The sequence below is a fragment of the Streptomyces sp. NPDC005722 genome (assembly GCF_040630935.1).
Taxonomy (GTDB): domain Bacteria; phylum Actinomycetota; class Actinomycetes; order Streptomycetales; family Streptomycetaceae; genus Actinacidiphila.
Genome location: NZ_JBEXYN010000018.1, coordinates 134,323 through 155,147, shown reverse-complemented (window position 1 = coordinate 155,147; position 20,825 = coordinate 134,323). Strand labels below are relative to the sequence as shown.

Sequence of the window (20,825 nt, the reverse complement as noted above, 5' to 3'; positions counted from 1 at the left end):
CCCCAGCTGCTAGGACGTCCGAGTTTCCCCTCGCACAGCGGCCCCACCGCTGATTATCGCAGCGGCGGGGCCGAGGACATACATGCGCGGCCCGAGAGGTCGAGGGCAGTCGTGGAACGGTCGCTGACCGGCCGGGCCGACTGGCGGGGGCTTACCCGGCGGTCAGCCGGCTACTCGCGCGGCAAGCGCGTCACCGATCACGGCGGTGCTGCGCGTACCGGAGCGCTCGGCGAGGTCCGCGGCGACGGCGGCCTCGATCCGCTCGGCCTCGGCGGTGTAGCCGAGGTGCCGCAGCAGCATGCCGACCGAGAGCACGGTGGCGGTCGGGTCGGCCTTGCCCTGGCCCGCGATGTCCGGCGCGGAGCCGTGCACCGGCTCGAACATCGACGGGAACTCGCCGCCGGGGTTGATGTTGCCGCTGGCGGCGAGGCCGATACCACCGGTCACGGCGGCGGCCAGGTCGGTGAGGATGTCACCGAAGAGGTTGTCGGTGACGATCACGTCGAACCGCTCGGGCTGGGTGACGAAGAAGATCGTCGCCGCGTCCACGTGCAGGTAGTCGGTGGTGACCTCGGGGTACTCCTCGCCGACCTTGTCGAAGATGTTCTTCCACAGGTGGCCGGCGTGCACGAGGACGTTGTTCTTGTGGACCAGCGTCAGCTTCCTGCGGGGGCGCGCCTGGGCGCGGGCGTAGGCGTCGCGCACCACACGCTCGATGCCGAACGCCGTGTTGAGGCTGACCTCGGTGGCCACCTCCTGCGGCGTACCGGTACGCAGGGAACCGCCGTTGCCGACGTACGGGCCCTCGGTGCCCTCGCGGACCACGACGAAGTCGATGTCCGGCTCGCCGGCCAGCGGGCCCTTCACCCCGGGGAAGAGCCGGGAGGGCCGCAGGTTGACGTGGTGGTCGAAGGCGAAGCGGAGCTTCAGCAGCAACCCGCGCTCCAGGACGCCGGAGGGAACCGACGGGTCGCCCACCGCGCCCAGCAGGATCGCGTCGTGCGCCTTGAGCTGCTCCAGCTCCGCGTCCGGCAGGGTCTCGCCGGTCTCGTGCCAGCGCTTGGCGCCGAGGCTGTACTCCTTGGTCTCCAGCTTCACGTCCTGCGGAAGGACGGCGGACAGGACCTTCAGGCCCTCGGCCACCACCTCCTGGCCGATTCCGTCACCGGGGATCACTGCGAGACTGATGCTGCGAGACATGGCGAGAACCCTACTCCCCCGTCCATGGAATGACATGTGATGTCCGCATGGCGGACGCGCCGCGTACCCGCCAGGCGCTGTTCACCCGTCTGACCGTGCTGAGTTGGCGGCGGATGGGAATTCCCTGTCCATGGACACTCCACGGATGGGCATCGACGAGCACCTCGCCGGCCGTCTGAGCATGGCGGAGCAGCACGCCTGGCTCCGGGAGCGGCACTCCCGCAGACGGGTGGTCCGGGGCGGTGTCGCGGCCGCCGGGATCGTCGCCGGGGCCGGTGTCCTGGGCGCGTCCGCCCACCCCGGCGGGGAGGTCTCCGCGCCGGTGCGCTTCCCGCAGGTGCTCGCCCCGCCGGCCGTCGCCCGCGTGGACGGCGCGCTGGTGGCCCCGTTCGGCCGGCACCTGGCCTTCGGCGGCGACCCCGGTACCCAGATGCGGGTCTCCTGGCAGGTGCCGCTGCCGGTCCGGGGGCCGTTCGTACGGGTGGGCCTGCGGCCCTGGGAGCTCGGGCAGCGGATCGAGGCCGAGGTGCGGCCGCTCCACACGGCCGCGCTCGGCAAGGACCTGCCCCCGGTCGAGCAGTACTACCTGCACGCGGCGCTCGACGGGCTGCGACCGGGCACCACGTACTACTACGGCGTGGGGCACCGGGGCTTCGACCCCGCCACGGCGTCCGCCTACGCCACGATCGGCTCCTTCACCACCGCCGCGGACCCCGCACAGCGCCGGCCGTTCGTGTTCACGGCCTTCGGCGACCAGGGCGTCAGCTACCACGCGCTGGCCAACGACAGCCTGGTCCTGGCGCAGAACCCCGCCTTCCACCTCCACGCGGGCGACATCTGCTACGCCGACGACTCGGGCCACGGCAAGGCGGACGACACCTACGACGCACGGGTGTGGGACCAGTTCCTCGCCCAGACCGAGAGCGTCGCCTCCCGCGTCCCGTGGATGGTCGCGTTCGGCAACCACGACATGGAAGCCTGGTACTCCCCCAATGGCTACGGCGGCCAGGAGGCCCGCTGGGCCCTGCCGGGCAACGGCCCCGACCCGGCGCGGATCCCCGGCGCCTACTCGTTCACGTACGGCAACGTGGCCGTCCTGGCGCTGGACGCCAACGACGTGTCGTACGAGATCCCGGCCAACCACGGGATCAGCGGCGGCCGTCAGACCGCCTGGCTGGACCGGCGGCTGGGCGAGCTGCGGGCGCGGCGCGGGGTCGACTTCGTGGTCGTCTTCTTCCACCACTGCGCCTACTCGACCACCAGCGCGCACGCCTCCGAGGGCGGGGTGCGGGAGGCCTGGGTGCCGCTCTTCGAGGAGCACCGGGTCGACCTGGTGGTGAACGGGCACAACCACGTCTACGAGCGCACCGACGCGGTGCGCCGCGACGCGGTGGGCAGGGCCGTCCCCGTCGGGGCGACCACGTACCCCGAGCAGGACGGCATCGTCTACGTCACGGCGGGCGGCGCGGGGAAGAGCCTGTACGCCTTCCCCGTCCCGGACAGTCACGAAGGGCAGGTCAAGGACCTGGACAGCGTGGACACCTACCGCTGGGTGAAGGGCGCCCACAAGGCCGTGGAGACGGTGGAGTGGTCACGCGTCCGCTACACGGGCCACTCGTTCCTGGCCGTGGAGTCTCAGCCGGCACCGCCCGGCAGGACGGCGCGGCTGGTCGTCTCGGCACTGGCCGAGAACGGCGGACGGATCGATCACTTCACCATCGCGCGCACGGCCAGGTAGGCCAGGCGCCGCAGGCGGCTGATCCGGCGGGGAACGATCAGGCCGCTCATCGCGGCTCGTGACCCGTCGAGCCGCCGTTGTCACGACGGTCCAGGGCGCGCTGGAGGGCTTCGGCGGCGTTCTTGCGGGCGGTCTCGTCCATGGTGAACAGCTCCCGGAGAAGAAGAGGAGGGTTGTGTCGCCATAGAACGGGGCGGGGAGCGGCGCTGCGGGGGGTGACCCCGCGAAGGTGCGCGGCTGACGTCCGCCGGTCGCTGGTGGAGCGAGACGTTCGGCTCCTACAAAGCTAGGACAGCTCCGCCGATCTGTCTCCACAATTACTCGGACTTCCTACTATCTGAGACGGCGAAGGCCCGGCACCCCACGGAATCGGGGGTACCGGGCCCTGCCCCTTGCGGGCTCGTCCGGGTGACGCGGAGGTCAGCCCATGTGCGGGTAGCGGTAGTCGGTCGGGGGCACCAGGGCCTCCTTGATCGACCGGGTCGACGTCCAGCGCATGAGGTTCTGCGCGGCACCCGCCTTGTCGTTGGTGCCGGAGGCGCGGCCGCCGCCGAAAGGCTGCTGGCCGACCACGGCGCCGGTGGACTTGTCGTTGATGTAGAAGTTGCCCGCGGCGAAGCGCAGCCGCTCCATGACGTGGGCGACGGCGGCACGGTCACGGGCGACGACCGAGCCGGTCAGCGCGTACGCGGCGACCGATTCCATCTGGGTGAGCATCGCCTCGAAGGCGTCCTCGTCGGCGTCGTCGTAGACGTGGACGCCGAGGACCGGGCCGAAGTACTCCTCGCGGAAGATCTCGTTCTCCGGGTCGGAGGAGACCAGCACGGTCGGCCGGACGAAGTAGCCGACGCTGTCGTCGTAGGTGCCGCCGGCGACGACCTCGACGGTCGGGTCGGACTTGGCGCGGTCGATGGCGGCCTTGTTCTTGGCGAAGGCGCGCTCGTCGATCACGGCGCCGATGAAGTTCGACAGGTCGGTGACGTCACCCATGGTGAGGCCGTCGACCTCGGCCGCGAACTCCTCCTTGAAGCCGTTCTCCCACAGGGAGCGCGGGATGTAGGCACGGGAGGTCGCGGAGCACTTCTGGCCCTGGTACTCGAAGGAGCCTCGGGTCAGCGCGGTCTTCAGCACCGCCGGGTCGGCCGAGGGGTGGGCGACGACGAAGTCCTTGCCGCCGGTCTCGCCGACGATCCGCGGGTAGGAGCGGTACTTGTCGATGTTGTTGCCGACGGTCCGCCACAGGTGCTGGAAGGTCCGGGTGGAGCCGGTGAAGTGGATGCCGGCCAGGTCCGGGTGCTCCAGGGCGACCTCGGAGACCGCGATGCCGTCGCCGGTGACCAGGTTGATGACGCCCTTGGGCAGCCCGGCCTCCTCCAGCAGCTCCATCAGCAGAACGGCGGCGTGCGTCTGGGTCGGGGAGGGCTTCCACACCACGACGTTGCCCATGAGGGCCGGGGCGGTCGGCAGGTTGCCGGCGATCGCGGTGAAGTTGAAGGGCGTGATCGCGTAGACGAAGCCCTCGAGCGGGCGGTGGTCGAGGCGGTTCCAGACGCCCGGGGAGTTGGCGATCGGCTGCTCGGCCAGGATCTGGCGGGCGAAGTGCACGTTGAAGCGCCAGAAGTCGACCAGCTCGCAGGGGCTGTCGATCTCGGCCTGCTGCGCGGTCTTGGACTGGCCGAGCATCGTCGAGGCCGCGATGGTCTCGCGCCAGGGGCCGGCCAGCAGGTCGGCCGCGCGCAGGATGATGGCGGCGCGGTCGTCGAAGGACATGGCGCGCCAGGCCGGTGCGGCGGTCAGCGCGGCGTCGATCGCGTCGCGGGCGTCGTCCTGGGTGGCGTTGGCGTAGGTGCCGAGGCGGGCGCCGTGGTTGTGCGGCTGCACGACGTCGAAGCGCTCGCCGCCGCCCATCCGTCGCACGCCGCCGATGGTCATCGGCAGCTCGACCGGGTTCCCGGACAGCTCCTTCAGCTTCGCCTCCAGCCGGGCCCGCTCCGGGCTCCCCGGGGCGTAGGAGTGCACCGGCTCGTTCACCGGGGCGGGGACCTGGGTCACAGCGTCCATGGAAGACATCTCCTTGTGTCCTTGAGGGGTCGTGGGCTCAGCGGGTGGGGAGGAAGGACCGCAGGAAGAAGGCCAGGTTCGCCGGCCGCTCCGCGAGACGCCGCATGAAGTACCCGTACCAGTCTGCGCCGTACGGGACGTAGATGCGCATGCGCTCGCCCTCTTCGGCCAGCCGCCGCTGCTCGGCGGTGCGGATGCCGTAGAGCATCTGGAACTCGTACGAGCCCTGCTTGCGGCCGTGGCGGTGGGCGAGGTCCTGGGCGATGGAGATCAACCGCGGGTCGTGGGAGCCGATCATCGGGTAGCCCTCGCCCGCCATCAGGATCTTCAGGCAGCGCACGTAGGCGCGGTCGACCTCGGCCTTGTCCTGGTGGGCGACGGTGGCGGGCTCCTTGTAGGCGCCCTTGACCAGGCGCACGCGGGAGCCGGCGACGGCCAGGGCGCGGGCGTCCTCCTCGGTGCGGAAGAGGTACGACTGCAGGACGGCGCCGGTGCCCGGGTGGCGCAGCCGCAGGTCGGCGAGGATCGCGAGGGTGGAGTCGACCGTGGTGTGGTCCTCCATGTCGAGCGTGACGGTGGTGCCGATCTCGCTCGCCAGGTCGGCGACGGGGCGGACGTTCTCCAGCGCGATGTCGTGGCCGCCGGCCGGCAGGGCCTGCCCGAACGCCGACAGCTTGACGGAGACCTCGGCGCGGGTGCCCAGTCCCTCGGCCTGGAGGGCCTCCAGCAGCCGCAGGTACGCGTCGCGGGTGGCGAGCGCGGTCGCCTTGTCCGTGACGTCCTCACCCAGGTGGTCGAGCGTGACCTCCAGGCCGGAGGCGGTCAGCGACCGCACGGTGTCCATGGCGGGCACCAGTTCGTCACCCGCGATGAAGCGGTTCACCACGGGACGGGTGATCGGCGCGCCCGCGACGACGCGGCGCATACGGTCGCTGCGCGAGGCGGCGAGCAGCACGGGACCCAGCACGGTCTCCTCCTGGATGAAGGGCTGCCCAGGGGGAAGGCAGCGTCGCCGTGAAATCTAGGATTCACCTACCCCGCTCGCCATCGACAGCTGTCACGCATCCGATCGGCATCCCTCATACAGATGTATGAGGGAGAATGGCGGCGTGCGCGGTGACTACCAGGAGCTGGTCGACGAGGTCTCGGCGCTGCTCGGCGCCCCGGCGACCCTGGAGGACCGCGACTTCCGGCTGATCGCCTTCGGCGCGCACGACAGCGACGACGACGGCGCCATGGACCCGGTGCGCACCCGGTCGATCCTCACCCGCCGTTCCACCGCCGAGGTCCGCTCCTGGTTCGAGCGGTTCGGCATCGCCCGCGCCACGGCCCCGGTCCGCATCCCGGCCGCCCCCGACGCCGGGGTCTTCCGGCCCCGGCTGTGCCTGCCCGTGCGGCACGGCGGCGTCGTCCACGGTTACGTCTGGCTGCTGGACACCAGCGGGCACACCGGTGCCCAGCTGGCCGCCGCCATGGCGGTCGCGGCCCGGATCGGCGCGCTGCTGGCCGCCGAGTCCCGTGCGGGCGCGGACGCCGGCCGGGCGCTGGCCGACCTCCTCGGCTCGTCCCCCGGGCCCGGCCGCACGGCCGCCCGCGAGGCGCTGCGCGCCGCGCTCGGCCCGGACGCCGACGAGGCCCACGCGGTGGTGTGCGTCCTGCCCTGGCCGGGCGGCGAGGACGGCGAGGCCCCGGGACCGCGCGGCGTGCCGGGCGCCGCCGCGCTGTGCGTGGTGCCGCCCCAGGAGAGCACGGTCGACAAGCACCGGGAGCCCCCGGTCGCGGCGCTCGCCGCGCTGGTCAGGCTGCGCTCGGCGACGATGTCGGGGCCCGCGCTCACCGCCGCCGCACGGCTGATGGAGGGCAACGGCAAGGCGGCGGAGCCGGACGCCAGGGCCGGGATCAGCACCCCGCGCCATGGACTCGCCGAACTGCCCGAGGCATGGCACGAGGCCGTCTCCGCGGCCCGCGCCGCCCGCGCCCAGCCGAGGCTCGGGCGCACCGCGGAGTGGGACGCCATCGGCCCCTACCGGATGCTGGCCGCGCTGCCCTCCGGGGCGGTGGACCCCTCGGTGCGTCCGCTCCTCGACCCCTCGCACGCCGACCTCGCACGTACCGCCGAGGTGTACCTCGACCGTGCGGGGCAGGCCGGGCGCGCCGCCGCGGAGCTCCGGATACACCGGCAGACGCTCTACTACCGGCTGTCCCGCGTCGAGCGGCTGACCGGCCTCGACCTGGACGACGGGGAGGACCGGCTGCTGCTCCACATAGCCCTCAAGACGGCCGGGCTCGGGGGCTGAAGGGACTGTTGCCGACCCGAGGGGGCACAAGTAACGTGGCGCGCGGCCAGGCGCCGCGGGGCGACCGGGCTTCGGCAGCAAGGCCCAGGGGGGCTTGATCAGTACGCGTGGGACGCGGCCGGACCGCGCGTCCGGCGCGGACACCGCGGATGGCGAACAAGGGGATCTGGAGCCGGTGACTCATTCCACGGAGGCCCACGGACGCGAACGCCCGGCGCTGTGGAGGACACCGCCTGCCGTCCCCGGCAGACCGCGCGCCGACCGCAGGCTCCTCCTCGCCGGGCTGCTGCTGGTCGTGTCACTGGCCGCCTTCACCGCGCTGTGCCTGTCGATGGCCGTCCCCATGGCCGACATGCAGGTCTACCGGGCCGAGGGCGCCGCCGTCGTGAACGGCACCGACCTGTACGGCTTCACCGTCACCGAGTGGAAGCTCCCGGCGACCTACCCGCCCTTCGCCGCGATGCTGTTCGTGCCGACGACGTGGCTGCCCGTGGCGCTGCTGAAGCCGGTCTTCATGGGCGGGAACCTGCTGCTGCTCGGGCTCCTCGCGCACCTTTCCTGCCGGGCGACGGGCTGGCCCCGCGCCCGCGGCTCGCGGTGGGTCGTGGTGCTGCTGGCCGTGGCCCTCGGGCTGTGGCTGGAGCCCGTCTTCCAGACGATGCTCTACGGCCAGATCAACCTGCTGCTCACGGTGCTCGTGCTGTGGGACCTGAGCCGGCCGGACGGCGCACGCGGCAAGGGCATCGCCATCGGCGTGGCGGCGGGCATCAAGCTCACCCCCGCGATCTTCGCCGTCTACCTGCTGCTCACCGGCCGCCGCAAGGAGGCCGCGGTCGCCGCCGCGAGCTTCGCCGGCACCGCACTGCTCGGTGCGCTCGCGCTGCCCGGCGCGACGGTCGACTACTGGACCCGCTGCCTCTTCGACACCAGCCGCATCGGCAAGGTCTGGATCGTCGACAACCAGTCGCTGCAGGGCCTCGTCGCCCGGGTGCTGCACACCGAGCACCCCGGCGCGGTGTGGGCGGCCGTCGCGCTGCTCGTGGCCTGCGCGGGGCTCGCGGTCTCGGTGCGGATGGGCCGGCTGGGCCGGGAGGCCTGGGGCGTGGTGTGCTGCGCGGTGACCGCGCTGCTCATCACACCGATCAGCTGGTCGCACCACTGGGTGTGGTGCGTGCCGATGCTGATCCTCCTCGCCGCCGAGGCGCCGCGCTGGGCGCTGCGGGTGGCCGCGGTGGTCTTCCTGGCCCGCACCCTGTGGATCGTGCCGAAGGCCGGTGACCTCGATCTGCACCTGGCGTGGTGGCTGCAGCCCTTCGCCTCCCCCTACCCCGTGCTGGGTCTGGTCTTCCTGGCCGCGGTGGCGCTCCGCTTCCGGCCCGGCTCCCCCGCGACGGCGGCGCAGACGGCGAAGGGGCGGCCGGCCCGGATCGCCCGGGTCGGCCGCCCCCAGCGGAGCGAACCGGCCGTCAGTCCTCGAGATTGACCGCGCGGGCCGAGGACGCGCCGATCTCCTCGGCGATCTCGGCCAGCACCGGCGCCGGGATGGCGGTGTCGACGGTCAGCGCGACCAGCGCCTCGCCACCCGCCTGGTCACGGGCGACCTGCATGCCCGCGATGTTGATGCCGGCCTCGCCCAGGATGCGGCCGATGGTGCCGACGACACCAGGGCGGTCGGTGTAGCGCAGGAAGCCCATGTGGTCGGCGAAGACCAGGTCCACGTCGTCGTCGCCCACGGCGACGATCTTCTGGATGTGCTTGGGGCCCGCCAGCGTGCCGGAGACGGACACCTCGGTGCCGTCCGAGAGGGTGCCCCGCACGGTGACCAGGTTGCGGTGGTCGGGCGACTCGCTGCTCGTGGTGAGACGGACCTCGACGCCGCGCTCCTGCGCGAAGAGCGGGGCGTTGACGTAGCTGACGGTCTCGTCGACGACGTCCTCGAAGACGCCCTTGAGGGCGGAGAGTTCCAGCACCTTCACGTCGTGCTGGGTGATCTCGCCGCGCACCTCGACGTCGAGGCGGACCGCGACCTCGCCCGCGAGGGCGGTGAAGATCCGGCCGAGCTTCTCGGCGAGCGGCAGGCCCGGGCGGACGTCCTCGGCGATGACCCCGCCCTGGACGTTGACCGCGTCCGGCACCAGCTCACCGGCGAGCGCGAGGCGCACCGAGCGGGCGACCGCGATGCCGGCCTTCTCCTGCGCCTCGTCGGTGGAGGCGCCCAGGTGCGGGGTGGCCACGACGTTGTCGAACTGGAAGAGCGGCGAGTCCGTGCACGGCTCCTTGGCGTACACGTCCAGGCCGGCGCCGCCCACCCGGCCCTCCTTCAGCGCGGCGAACAGCGCCTCCTCGTCCACGATCCCGCCGCGGGCGGCGTTGACGATGCGGACGTGCGGCTTGACCTTGCGCAGCGCCTCGTCCCCGATGAGCCCGACCGTCTCGGGGGTCTTGGGGAGGTGCACCGTGATGAAGTCGGAGACCTGCAGCAGCTCGTCGAGGCTGAGGATCTTCACACCCATCTGGGCGGCGCGCGCGGGCTGGATGTAGGGGTCGTACGCGACGATCTTCATCCCGAAGGCCGACATGCGCTGGGCCACCAGGGCGCCGATGCGGCCGAGTCCGACCACGCCGAGGGTCTTCTCGGCGAGCTCCACACCGGTGTACTTGTTGCGCTTCCACTCGCCCTGCTTCAGGGCCGCGTTCGCCGGGGCGATGTTGCGGGCGACGGAGATCAGCAGGCCGCACGCGAGCTCGGCGGCGGTGACGATGTTGGAGGTCGGGGCGTTGACGACCATCACGCCGGCCTTGGTGGCGGCGGAGACGTCCACGTTGTCGAGTCCGACGCCCGCACGGGCGACGACCTTGAGCTTCGAGGCGGCGGCGATCGCCTCGGCGTCCACCTTCGTGGCGCTGCGGATCAGGATGGCGTCGGCGTCGGTGATCGCGCTCAGCAGCTCGGCCCGGTCGGCGCCGTTGCAGTGCCGGATCTCGAAGTCCGGTCCGAGGGCGTCGACGGTGGCGGGCGACAGCTCTTCAGCGATGAGTACGACGGGGTTGCTCACGTGAGTCCTCACTAGTCCCAGGTCAACGGCCGCGTCCCGACGGCCGAAGGCGGTGGAGGGGAATGGCATGCCGCGTGGAAGACGCACGACGCTGTGAGCCTGACGCGCTTGTTCATGGAGTGTATCGGCGGCGGCCCCGGCATCCTGCGCCAACGTGGAAGGATCACCCGCACGAGGGTGTACGGGGTGGCCAAAGCGGCAGGTCCCGGGGGCGCGGCGCCCCCGGGACCGTGTCGACGTCGGTGCGGAGGACCTACGCCTCCTCGTCCACCCAGCTCATCAGCTTGCGCAGCTTCTTGCCGGTGGTCTCCAGCAGGTGGCTCTCGTCGGCCTTCTTGTACTCGTTGTAGCGCGGCAGGCCGGCGTTGTACTCGGCGATCCAGTTGTTGGCGAAGGAGCCGTCCTGGATCTCGCCGAGGATCTTCTTCATCTCGGCCTTGGTGGCGTCGGTGATGATGCGGGGGCCGGTGACGTAGTCGCCCCACTCGGCGGTCTCGGAGATGGACCAGCGCATCTTCTCCAGGCCGCCCTCGTACATGAGGTCCACGATGAGCTTCAGCTCGTGCAGGCACTCGAAGTACGCGATCTCCGGCTGGTAGCCGGCCTCGGTCAGGGTCTCGAAACCGGCCTTGACCAGGGCGGTGGTACCACCGCAGAGGACCGCCTGCTCGCCGAACAGGTCGGTCTCGGTCTCCTCGGTGAAGGTCGTCTTGATGACGCCGGCGCGGGTGCCGCCGATGGCCTTGGCGTAGGACAGCGTCAGCGCGAAGCCGTTCCCGGTCGCGTCCTGCTCGACGGCCGCGATGCACGGGACGCCGCGGCCCTCCTCGTACTGACGGCGCACCAGGTGGCCCGGGCCCTTGGGGGCGACCATGCACACGTCGACGCCGGCCGGGGGCTTGATGAAGCCGTAGCGGATGTTCAGGCCGTGTCCGAAGAACAGCGCGTCGCCGTCCTTCAGGTTGTCCTTGATGGACTCCTCGTAGACCCGCGCCTGGATCGGGTCCGGGACCAGGATCATGATGACGTCGGCCTCGGCGGCGGCCTCGGCGGGGGTGACCACGCGCAGGCCCTGCTCCTCGGCCTTCGCCTTGGACTTGGAGCCCTCGTGCAGGCCGACGCGCACGTCGACCCCGGAGTCGCGCAGCGACAGCGCGTGGGCGTGGCCCTGGCTGCCGTATCCGATGACCGCGACCTTGCGGCCCTGGATGATGGACAGGTCGGCGTCGTCGTCGTAGAACAGCTCGGCCACTTCGGGTCTCTCCTTGGTGATCTGGGGGGTTGCCCACACAGTACGTCCGCGGGCCGGGATCAAGTCTGGGGGTCTCGCTATGCGGTCCGGTCGAGGGCGCGCAGAGACCGGTCGGTGATCGAGCGTGCACCCCGGCCGATCGCGATCGTGCCGGACTGGACGAGCTCCTTGATGCCGAAGGGCTCCAGCATCTTCAGCATGGCCTCGAGCTTGTCGGCGCCGCCGGTGGCCTCGATGGTGACCGCCTCGGGCGAGACGTCCACGGTCTTGGCGCGGAACAGCTGGACGATCTCCACGATCTGGGAGCGGGACTCGTTGTCGGCGCGCACCTTCACCAGGACCAGCTCGCGCTGGACGGCGGCGGAGGGCTCCAGCTCGACGATCTTCAGGACGTTCACCAGCTTGTTCAGCTGCTTGGTGACCTGCTCCAGCGGGAGCTCCTCGATCACGTTCACCACGATGGTGATGCGGGAGATGTCGGCGTGCTCGGTGGTGCCGACGGCGAGGGAGTCGATGTTGAAGCCGCGGCGGGAGAACAGGGCGGTGATCCTGGCCAGGACACCGGGCTTGTTCTCCACCAGGACGGAGAGCGTGTGCTTGGACATGTCGCGTCGTTCCTCTGCTTCTCTCTCGGTCCTCAGTCGTCCGCGGCGTCGCCGAAGTCGGGGCGGACGTCGCGGGCGGCCATGATCTCGTCGTTGGAGGTGCCGGCGGCGACCATCGGCCACACCATGGCGTCCTCGTGGACGATGAAGTCCACGACCACCGGGCGGTCGTTGATCGCGTTGGCCTTCTCGATGACCTCGTCCAGCTCGTCGGGCGACTCGCAGCGCAGGCCCACGCAGCCCATCGCCTCCGACAGCTTCACGAAGTCCGGGACCCGGGTGCCGGGCGCCGGGGTCTGGCTGACGCCCTGCTGGGAGCCGCGGCCCGCGTTGGTCTTACCGGCGTGCAGGACGGTGTTGGAGTAGCGCTCGTTGTAGAAGAGCGACTGCCACTGCCGGACCATGCCGAGGGCGCCGTTGTTGATGATGGCGACCTTGATCGGGATGTTGTTCAGCGCGCAGGTGACCAGCTCCTGGTTGGTCATCTGGAAGCAGCCGTCGCCGTCGATCGCCCACACGGTCGTACCGGGCCGGCCGGCCTTGGCACCCATGGCGGCGGGCACGGCGTACCCCATCGTCCCGGCGCCGCCGGAGTTGAACCAGGTGTTGGGCCGCTCGAAGGAGATGAACTGCGAGGCCCACATCTGGTGCTGGCCGACGCCGGCCGCGAAGAGGGTGCCCTCCGGGGCCAGCTCGCCGATCCGCTGGATGACCTGCTGCGGGGACAGGCTGCCGTCGGCGGGCAGGTCGTACCCGAGCGGGTAGGTGTCGCGCAGGCCGCTCAGCAGCTTCCACCAGTCCGCGTAGTCCCCGCGGCGGCCGGCGTCGTGGTCGGCCTGGACGGCGACGATCAGGTCGGCGATGACCTCGCGGGCGTCACCGACGATCGGCACGTCGGCCACGCGGTTCTTGGAGATCTCGGCCGGGTCGATGTCGGCGTGGACGATCTTGGCGTACGGGGCGAAGGAGTCGAGCTTGCCGGTGACGCGGTCGTCGAAGCGGGCGCCCAGGGTGACGATCAGGTCGGCCTTCTGCAGGGCCGCGACGGCGGAGACCGAGCCGTGCATGCCGGGCATGCCGACGTGCTGGGGGTGGCTGTCGGGGAACGCGCCCAGCGCCATCAGCGTGGTGGTGACCGGGGCGCCGGTCAGCTCGGCCAGGATGCGCAGTTCGCCGGTGGCGCGGGCCTTGAGGACGCCGCCGCCGACGTACAGCACGGGGCGCTTGGCCTCGTTGATCAGGCGGGCGGCCTCGCGGATCTGCTTGGCGTGCGGCTTGGTGACCGGGCGGTAGCCGGGCAGGTCGGTGGCGGGCGGCCAGGAGAACGTGGTCTGCGCCTGCAGCGCGTCCTTGGCGATGTCGACCAGGACCGGGCCGGGGCGGCCGGTGGACGCGATGTGGAAGGCCTCGGCGATGGTGCGCGGGATCTCGTCCGCGTTGGTGACGAGGAAGTTGTGCTTGGTGATCGGCATCGTGATGCCGCAGATGTCCGCCTCCTGGAAGGCGTCGGTGCCGATCGCCTTGGAGGCCACCTGGCCGGTGATCGCGACGATGGGGACCGAGTCCATGTGGGCGTCGGCGATCGGGGTGACCAGGTTGGTCGCGCCCGGGCCCGAGGTCGCCATGCAGACGCCGACCTTGCCGGTGGCCTGCGCGTAGCCGGTGGCGGCGTGGCCGGCCCCCTGCTCGTGCCGGACGAGGACGTGGCGCACCTTGGAGGAGTCCATGAGCGGGTCGTACGCGGGGAGGATCGCACCACCCGGAATGCCGAACACGGTGTCCGCGCCGACCGCCTCGAGAGAGCGGATGAGGGACTGGGCGCCCGTGACGCGCTCGGCGGGAGTGGGCTGCGGCGCGGCGCCGCGGGCCCGCGGCTGCGGGTGGTGGGCCCCGGTGGCCTGCTCGGTCATCTGGTTCTCATCTCTCAGGAGGGTGAGGGTGGAGAGGGCGGTATGTCTGGATCCCAGGCAACAAAAAACCCCCCGTGCCGGCAGGCAAGCGAGGGGAGCGCGTCGGTGCGTTCCACGAGGCGGTCAGGGGCCCCGGGTCAGCCGACGCGCTTTCCAAGTACGAGAATTCGGGTGCGCATGGGACTGACCTTCCTCCTCGCCTGCGGGGAGTGTCAAGCGGGTGGGACGGGCGTCTCATTATTTGAGCGTAGCTCCTCCGTCTTCCGTGTGCCGCGCACGGAGATCCGGGTGCTGTTCAGCGGGACCGGCCCGCCGGGCACGGGATAGCTCCCGCGGGTCAGCGAGCTGCGCAGCCGGTGCTCGTCCAGCGGCCCCGAGAACGCCATGCCCTGACCATGGGTGCAGTCCATCTCGCGCAGCGCCAGCACCTGCTCCGGACGGTCCACGCCCTCGGCCACCGAGCGGATCCCGAGGTCCGCGGCGATGCGCAGCAGCCCGGCGGTGATCTTCCGGAGGCGCGGTGACTCCACGAGGCCCTCGGTGAGCCCGCGGTCCAGTTTCAGCACGTCGACGGGGAGCCGACGCAGCGCGTCCATGGGCGCGTAGCCGCTGCCGAAGCCCTCCAGGGCGATGCGCACCCCGAGCCGGTTGAGCGCGGTGAGCCGCCGCTCCAGCTCGTCCAGGGAGATCCGCGGATCCTGGTCGGCGATCTGCAGGACGAGGGAGTCCGGCGGCAGCCCGTGCCGTTCGAGCAGCGCCTCGACGTCCTTGGTGGGCAGCTCGCGGTGCATCAGGCGCCGGGTGGACAGCCGTACGGCGACGGGCACCGGGCAGCCCGCGGCATGGCGCAGCGCGGCCTGCCCGACCGCCTCCTCCAGCAGCCAGCGGGCCAGTTGCGCGGTGCGGTCGGTGTCCTCGGCGACCCGGAGGAACTCGGCGGGGGTGAAGAGGATGCCCTGCGCGGAACGCCAGCGGGCCTGCGCCTCGACCGCCGCCACCTCGCCGCTGCCGAGGTCGACCACGGGCTGGTGGAGCAGGGCGAACTCGCCGTCCCGCAGGGCGGTGCGCAGCCGTCCCGCGAGCTCGGCGCGGCGCACGACCTCGGCCTGCATCGCGGGCGCGTACATCTCGACCCGGCCCTTGCCGGCCTGCTTGGCCCGGTACATCGCCAGGTCGGCGTTGCGCAGCAGCTCGCCGGCGCTGACCCCGGGGTCGGCGAAGGCCACCCCGATGCTGGCGGCCACCCGGACCTCGGTGCCGTCCACCCGGTAGGGCTCGGACAGCGCGGCGCGGAGCCGGTCGGCCACCTCGTGGACCTGGTACTCGCGCAGATGGCGGTCGGCGCTGGTGCCGCAGATGAGGGCGGCGAACTCGTCGCCGCCCAGGCGCGCGGCGGTGTCGCCGGCGCGCACCGAGTCCTGCAGGCGTCGCGCGGCCTGGACGAGCAGCTCGTCGCCGGCCTGGTGGCCGACGGTGTCGTTGACCGCCTTGAAGCCGTCCAGGTCGATGAAGAGCACCGCGGTGGTGCCGGTGTCGCCGTCGCCGGCCCGGCGGCCACCGATCGCCTGGCGGATCCGTTCGGTGAACAGGGCCCGGTTGGGCAGGTCGGTGAGCGGGTCGTGCTCGGCGTTGTGCTGCAGCTGGGCCTGGAGCCGGACCCGTTCGGTGACGTCGCGGCTGTTGAAGATCAGGCCGCCCTGGTGGCGGTTGACGCTCGACTCCACGTTGAGCCAGCTGCCGTCCCCGTGCCGTATGCGGCACTCGATGCGGGTGGCGGGTTCCTCGGCCGCGTGGGCGGCCAGGAAGCGCCGCACCTCGTGCACCACCCGGCCCAGGTCGTCGGGATGGATGTGGGTGGCGAACTCGGTGCCGACCCACTCCTCCGGGTCGCAGCCGTACACGCCCTTGGCGGCGGGGCTGACGTAGCGCAGCGCGCCGGTCGGCGAGGCGATCATGATGACGTCGCTGGAGCCCTGCACGAGGGACCGGAAGTGGTTCTCCTTCTGGGCCAGCTCCTGGGTGAGGGCCATGTTGTCGAGCAGCATGATGCCCTGCCGCACGACCAGGGCGAGCACGACGGTGCAGCCGGTCAGGAGCACCACCCGGTCGCTCTTGCGGCCGTCGATGACGTTGTAGAGGATCCCGAGCACGCAGACCGCGGCGGCCAGGTACGGGGTCAGGGCCGCCAGCGAGCCGCTCACCCGGCGGCCCTGCTCCTGCTGCCGTCGCGCCGTCCCCCGCTCGGGCGTGCCCGGCTCGGCCGTGGCGCGTTCACCGACCCAGGGGGCGTAGGCGAGCAGCATGCTGCCGGCGAACCACCCGGCGTCCAGGATCTGGCCGGAGCTGTAGTGCTCGCGCAGCAGGGGCGAGGTGAACAGCGCGTCGCACAACACGGTGAGGGCGAGCGAGGCGATGGCGGTGTTCACCGCGGCCCGGTTGGCCGAGGACCGCCGGAAGTGCAGCGCCAGCACCATGCTCACCAGCATGATGTCCAGCAGGGGGTAGGCCAGGGACAGGGCGATGCGCGCGGTGCTGCGGCCCTCCCACAGGGCCGTCTGGGCCAGGGCGAGGGTCCAGGAGAGCGTCAGCAGGGAGCCGCCGATGAGCCAGGCGTCCAGCCCGAGGCAGACCCAGCCGGCCCGGGTGACCGGCCGTTTGGCGAGCACCAGCAGCCCGATGATCGCGGGAGGTGCGAAGAGCAGGAAGCAGAAGTCGGCGACCGAGGTGCGCGGCACGTCGTCGCGCAGCACGACCTCGTACCAACCCCAGATGCCGTTGCCGAGCGCCACCATGGCGGAGGAGACGGCGAACAGCGCCCACGCGGGGCGGTAGCGGTCGTCGGCCGCCTTGCGGACGTACACCAGACAGGAGACGGCAGCGGCCAGCGCGGCCGCGGAGAGGCCGAAGTCGCCCATGACGACGGCCAGCCCCCTGGAGCCCCAGCCGAGGGTTGCCCCGATGGCGTAGCCGCCGCAGAGCACGGCCAGCAGCATCTGGGGCAGCAGGCCGGAGCGGCTGCCCGGCGCGGAGGCCTGCGAGAGGACCGCACCGGGCGCGCTCACGGTGTCGTCCCGTGGAACCGTGAGCGTCCCCGGCACGGTGTGCCGTGGTCCAGCGTCGGATGCTCTCTCCATTGGCCGTGCATCGCCCGTCGCCCCCCATCAAGTGCCGAGTCGTCCCACGCCCGTTCGCGGCTCGCCGAGCCACGCCGGTCGTGTTCCCCCAGTGCGGGACGATACACCAGTTCAGTCACTCAGGGACATAGTTCCTCTACACAGCGTGACCACGCGTAGCGCCCTGCCCCACGCGTGGGGCACCCGGTGCCAGGACGTGTGGTGCGGGTGCTCAGGTGGTCAGGACGACGTTCGTGAGGTCCTGGCCGGCCGCGAAGCGGCCCAGTTGCTCGCGGAGCAGCCGCTTGGCCCTGGGCAGGAAGGCGGAGGTGCTGCCGCCGACGTGCGGACTGACCAGGACGCCCGGCGCGTGCCACAGCGGGTGCCCCGGAGGAAGCGGTTCCGGATCGGTGACATCGAGTGCCGCCAGGAGACGGCCTGCCTCCAGCTCCGCGAGGAGCGCCTTGGTGTCCACCACGGGCCCGCGGGCCACGTTCACCAGCAGGGCCCCGTCCTTCATCCCGGCCAGGAACCGCGCGTCGGCCAGATGGCGGGTGTCCGGGGTGAGCGGGGTCGACAGGACGACCACGTCCGCCCGCGGCAGCAGCCGGGGCAACTCCCCCAGGGCGTGCACCGGGCCGTGCGGGGAGCGCCGGGCCAGCCGCGCGACCCGGGTGACGTGGCATTCGAACGGGGTGAGCCGGTCCTCGATGGCGGCGCCGATCGAGCCGTAGCCGACGATGAGCACCTGCTTGTCGGCGAGGGCGGGGTAGAAGCCGGCGTGCCACTCCTCGGCGTCCTGGCCGCGCACGAAGCGGGGGATGCCGCGCAGGGCCGCCAGGGTGAGGGCGACGGCCAGTTCGGCGGTGCTCGCCTCGTGCACCCCGCGGGCGTTGCACAGCCGCACCCCCTGGGGGAGCTGCCGGAGGTACGGCGTGACGTGGTCGACACCCGCGCTGAGGGTCTGCACGACCCTGACCCCGGACATGCGGGGCAGCGGACGGCCGGCGACCTCCGGACCCTTCATGTAGGGCACCACGTAGAACGCGGCGTCGGCGGGGTCGGCCGGGAACTCGTCGCCCCCGTCCCAGAAGAGGTAGTCGAGTCCGGCGGGGAGCCCTTCGACGTCCTGCGCGGGGATCGGGAGCCAGACCGTGGGGCGGTGGTTCCGGGTGATGTCAGCCATGGTCAGGAGGCTATGGCACAGTGGGGCGGCGCGAGAGGTCAGCGGAGGTCAGCCAGGTGGAGCGCAGGACGGTCGGATCGGCGGCTCTGGAGGTGGGCGCCGTCGGTCTGGGATGCATGCCGATGAGCTGGGCCTACACGGCGTCCCGGCAGGAAGGCGAATCGTCACTGCGGGCCGTGCACGCGGCGGTCGACCGCGGCACGACACTGCTGGACACCGCCGACATGTACGGGCCGTTCACCAACGAGCTGCTGCTGGGGCGGGTGCTGAGGGAGCGTCGGCGGGAGGTCTTCGTCTCCACCAAGTGCGGACTGCTCGTCGGCGAGCAGCACCTGGTGGCCAACGGCCGCCCCTCGTACGTGAAGCGGGCCTGCGACGCCTCGCTGCGGCGGCTGCAGACCGATGTGATCGACCTCTACCAACTGCACCGCGCCGACCCCGAGGTCCCCGTCGAGGAGACGTGGGGCGCGATGGCGGAACTGGTGGCGGCCGGCAAGGTGCGCGCGCTGGGGTGGTGCGCGGTGGGCGCCCGGGCGGCACGGCGCGCGGGTGCGGGCATATACGACGAGACGCTGCGGCAGTTGCGCCGCGCCCAGCAGGTCTTCCCGGTGAGCTGCGTGCAGGCCGAGCTGTCGGTGTGGTCGCCCGAGGCGCTGGCCGAGCTGCTGCCCTGGTGCAGGCAGCGCGGGGTCGGCTTCATGGCCGCGATGCCGCTCGGCAACGGCTTCCTGACGGGCACCCTCACCCCCGGCCAGGGCTTCGAGCCGGACGACGTACGGGCCCGCCACCCCCGCTTCACGGCCGAGATGATGGCCGCCAACCAGCCGATCGTCGCGGGGCTGCGCCGGGTCGCCGAGGTGCACGGGGCGACGCCCGCGCAGGTCGCGCTGGCCTGGGTGCTGGCCCAGGGACCGCAGGTCGTGCCGATCCCCGGCGCGAAGCAGCAGCGGTGGACGGTGGAGAACGCCGGGGCCGCGGAACTGCGGCTGACCGAGGAGGACTTCGCGGAGATCGCCGCGCTGCCGCCGGCGCGGGGCTCCTGGGACTGAGGGCAACGGCCGGGACGGGCGGGGCCGGAGGGACCCCCGTGGCGACAAGGCCGCGCTGCACCTTGGACGGGCCCGGAGCCGGGCGGCGCCGGAAACCGACGTCGTACGGCGGGAACCCCGAACGGCCGGGCGGTGTAGTGAGGGATGTGATGTTCTTGGAGTCCGAGCCGGACAACCCCCGGGAGGGAAGCGTGGGACGCCGTGCCGCCGTCGTGACCGCCGCGCTGGCCAGTGCCGCGCTGCTCGCCACCGGATGCTCCTCGGACGGTGGTGCCGCGCCCGCTCCCCCGGCCTCCTCCTCTTCCGCCACGAAGTCGGCGCCGGCCCCCGGCGGCAGTGAGGGGCCCGCGGCGCCGGCGAAGGGCACGGCGGAGGTGACCGGCACGGTCGCGACCGGGCTCACCACCCCGTGGGGCGTGGCCGCGCTCGCGGAGGGCGATCTGCTGGTGGCCTCCCGGGACACCGGAAGGATCGTCCGGGTCGCCGCGGACGGCGGCCGTACGACCGTCCTCGGCACGGTGCCCGGGGTCTCCTCCGGCGGCGAGGGCGGCCTGCTGGGGCTCGCCGTCTCGCGGGACTTCGCCACCGACCACATGGTGTACGCGTACTTCACCACCGACTCGGACAACCGCATCGCGCGCATGCTCTACGACCCGGCGAAGCCCGCCGGGGAACAACTGGGCGCGCCGGACACCATCCTGCGCGGCATCCCGCACGGCGCCATCCACAACGGCGGGCGGATCGCCTTCGGCCCCGACGGCATGCTCTACGCGGGCACGGGCGAGAGCGGCGAACGGGGCCTGGCGCAGGACAAGAAGTCCCTGGGCGGCAAGATCCTGCGGATGACCCCGGACGGCGAGCCCGTGCACGGCAACCCCGAGGCGGACTCCGTCGTCTACTCCTACGGGCACCGCAACGTGCAGGGTCTGGCCTGGGACGGCCAGGGGCGGCTGTGGGCCTCGGAGTTCGGGCAGGACACCTGGGACGAGCTCAACCTGATCGAGCCGGGCAGGAACTACGGCTGGCCGGTCGTGGAGGGCCTCGCCCACCGCGACGGCTACGCGGACCCGGTCGCGCAGTGGCGCACGGACGACGCCTCGCCCAGCGGCATCGCCTACGCGGACGGCTCGATCTGGATGGCCTCGCTGCGCGGCGCCCGCCTGTGGCGGATCCCCCTGGCCGGTACGAAGGCCGCGGCCGACCCGCAGGCCTTCCTCGTCGGCACGTACGGGCGGCTGCGCACCGTCCTCGCCGATCCGGACGGCGGGCTGCTGCTGACCACCAGCAACACCGACGGCCGCGGCGAGCCCCGCAAGGGCGACGACCGGATCCTGCGGCTGCGGGTGAGCTGACCGACG

General features: G+C 72.1%; 14 protein-coding genes. 5 read left to right on the top strand and 9 right to left on the bottom strand.

Annotated elements, in window-relative coordinates:
• Positions 1–162: 162 nt before the first annotated feature.
• Entirely contained in the window at positions 163–1,200 is a 1,038-nt protein-coding gene (locus ABZ479_RS22080) for a 3-isopropylmalate dehydrogenase (RefSeq protein ID WP_499602266.1), read from the bottom strand.
• 130 nt (positions 1,201–1,330) lie between these two features.
• Between ABZ479_RS22080 and ABZ479_RS22075 the strand changes: the two genes are divergently transcribed.
• The gene (locus tag ABZ479_RS22075) at positions 1,331–2,938 is read left to right on the top strand and encodes a purple acid phosphatase family protein (protein ID WP_500463169.1); all 1,608 of its coding nucleotides are present in this window, start codon (positions 1,331–1,333) and stop codon (positions 2,936–2,938) included.
• Between the two features lie 420 nt (positions 2,939–3,358).
• Here ABZ479_RS22075 and pruA read toward each other — a convergent pair whose 3' ends face one another.
• On the bottom strand, positions 3,359–4,999 hold the full coding sequence (pruA, locus tag ABZ479_RS22070; RefSeq protein ID WP_500463168.1) for an L-glutamate gamma-semialdehyde dehydrogenase: 1,641 nt from the start codon (positions 4,997–4,999) through the stop codon (positions 3,359–3,361).
• Positions 5,000–5,036: 37 nt separating this feature from the next.
• Positions 5,037–5,966, bottom strand: coding sequence for a proline dehydrogenase family protein (locus ABZ479_RS22065; RefSeq protein ID WP_500463167.1), 930 nt, complete (start codon positions 5,964–5,966; stop codon positions 5,037–5,039).
• A 142-nt stretch (positions 5,967–6,108) separates the two neighbouring features.
• On the opposite strand from ABZ479_RS22065, the gene ABZ479_RS22060 reads away from it, so the two are divergent.
• Together ABZ479_RS22060 and ABZ479_RS22055 are read left to right on the top strand one after the other, a co-directional pair.
• On the top strand, positions 6,109–7,296 hold the full coding sequence (locus ABZ479_RS22060) for a PucR family transcriptional regulator (RefSeq protein WP_500463166.1): 1,188 nt from the start codon (positions 6,109–6,111) through the stop codon (positions 7,294–7,296).
• A 175-nt stretch (positions 7,297–7,471) separates the two neighbouring features.
• Positions 7,472–8,779 carry a glycosyltransferase 87 family protein gene (locus ABZ479_RS22055; protein WP_500463165.1) on the top strand — a complete coding sequence of 436 codons (1,308 nt, stop codon included), beginning with the start codon at positions 7,472–7,474 and terminating at the stop codon, positions 8,777–8,779.
• Here ABZ479_RS22055 and serA read toward each other — a convergent pair.
• From serA to ABZ479_RS22025, 6 genes are all read right to left on the bottom strand, one after another.
• The gene (gene serA / locus ABZ479_RS22050; protein ID WP_500463164.1) at positions 8,763–10,352 is read right to left on the bottom strand and encodes a phosphoglycerate dehydrogenase; all 1,590 of its coding nucleotides are present in this window, start codon (positions 10,350–10,352) and stop codon (positions 8,763–8,765) included. The genes ABZ479_RS22055 and serA overlap by 17 nt on opposite strands.
• A 253-nt stretch (positions 10,353–10,605) precedes the next feature.
• On the bottom strand, positions 10,606–11,604 hold the full coding sequence (gene ilvC / locus ABZ479_RS22045) for a ketol-acid reductoisomerase (RefSeq protein WP_500463163.1): 999 nt from the start codon (positions 11,602–11,604) through the stop codon (positions 10,606–10,608).
• A gap of 77 nt (positions 11,605–11,681) precedes the next feature.
• Positions 11,682–12,209, bottom strand: a complete 528-nt coding sequence (ilvN, locus tag ABZ479_RS22040) for an acetolactate synthase small subunit (RefSeq protein ID WP_400802304.1) — start codon at positions 12,207–12,209, stop codon at positions 11,682–11,684.
• Between the two features lie 32 nt (positions 12,210–12,241).
• A complete protein-coding gene (locus tag ABZ479_RS22035) occupies positions 12,242–14,119 on the bottom strand; it encodes an acetolactate synthase large subunit (protein WP_500463162.1) in 1,878 nt (625 codons plus the stop codon).
• A gap of 212 nt (positions 14,120–14,331) precedes the next feature.
• The gene (locus tag ABZ479_RS22030) at positions 14,332–17,181 is read right to left on the bottom strand and encodes a putative bifunctional diguanylate cyclase/phosphodiesterase (RefSeq protein WP_500463161.1); all 2,850 of its coding nucleotides are present in this window, start codon (positions 17,179–17,181) and stop codon (positions 14,332–14,334) included.
• Between the two features lie 283 nt (positions 17,182–17,464).
• Complete coding sequence (locus ABZ479_RS22025) at positions 17,465–18,418, bottom strand: 2-hydroxyacid dehydrogenase (protein WP_500463160.1); 954 nt, start codon at positions 18,416–18,418, stop codon at positions 17,465–17,467.
• Between the two features lie 56 nt (positions 18,419–18,474).
• Here ABZ479_RS22025 and ABZ479_RS22020 point away from each other — a divergent pair, with 56 nt between their 5' ends.
• Both ABZ479_RS22020 and ABZ479_RS22015 read left to right on the top strand, forming a co-directional pair.
• Complete coding sequence (locus ABZ479_RS22020; RefSeq protein ID WP_500463159.1) at positions 18,475–19,467, top strand: aldo/keto reductase; 993 nt, start codon at positions 18,475–18,477, stop codon at positions 19,465–19,467.
• 212 nt (positions 19,468–19,679) lie between these two features.
• On the top strand, positions 19,680–20,819 hold the full coding sequence (locus tag ABZ479_RS22015; protein ID WP_500463186.1) for a PQQ-dependent sugar dehydrogenase: 1,140 nt from the start codon (positions 19,680–19,682) through the stop codon (positions 20,817–20,819).
• Positions 20,820–20,825: the final 6 nt, after the last annotated feature.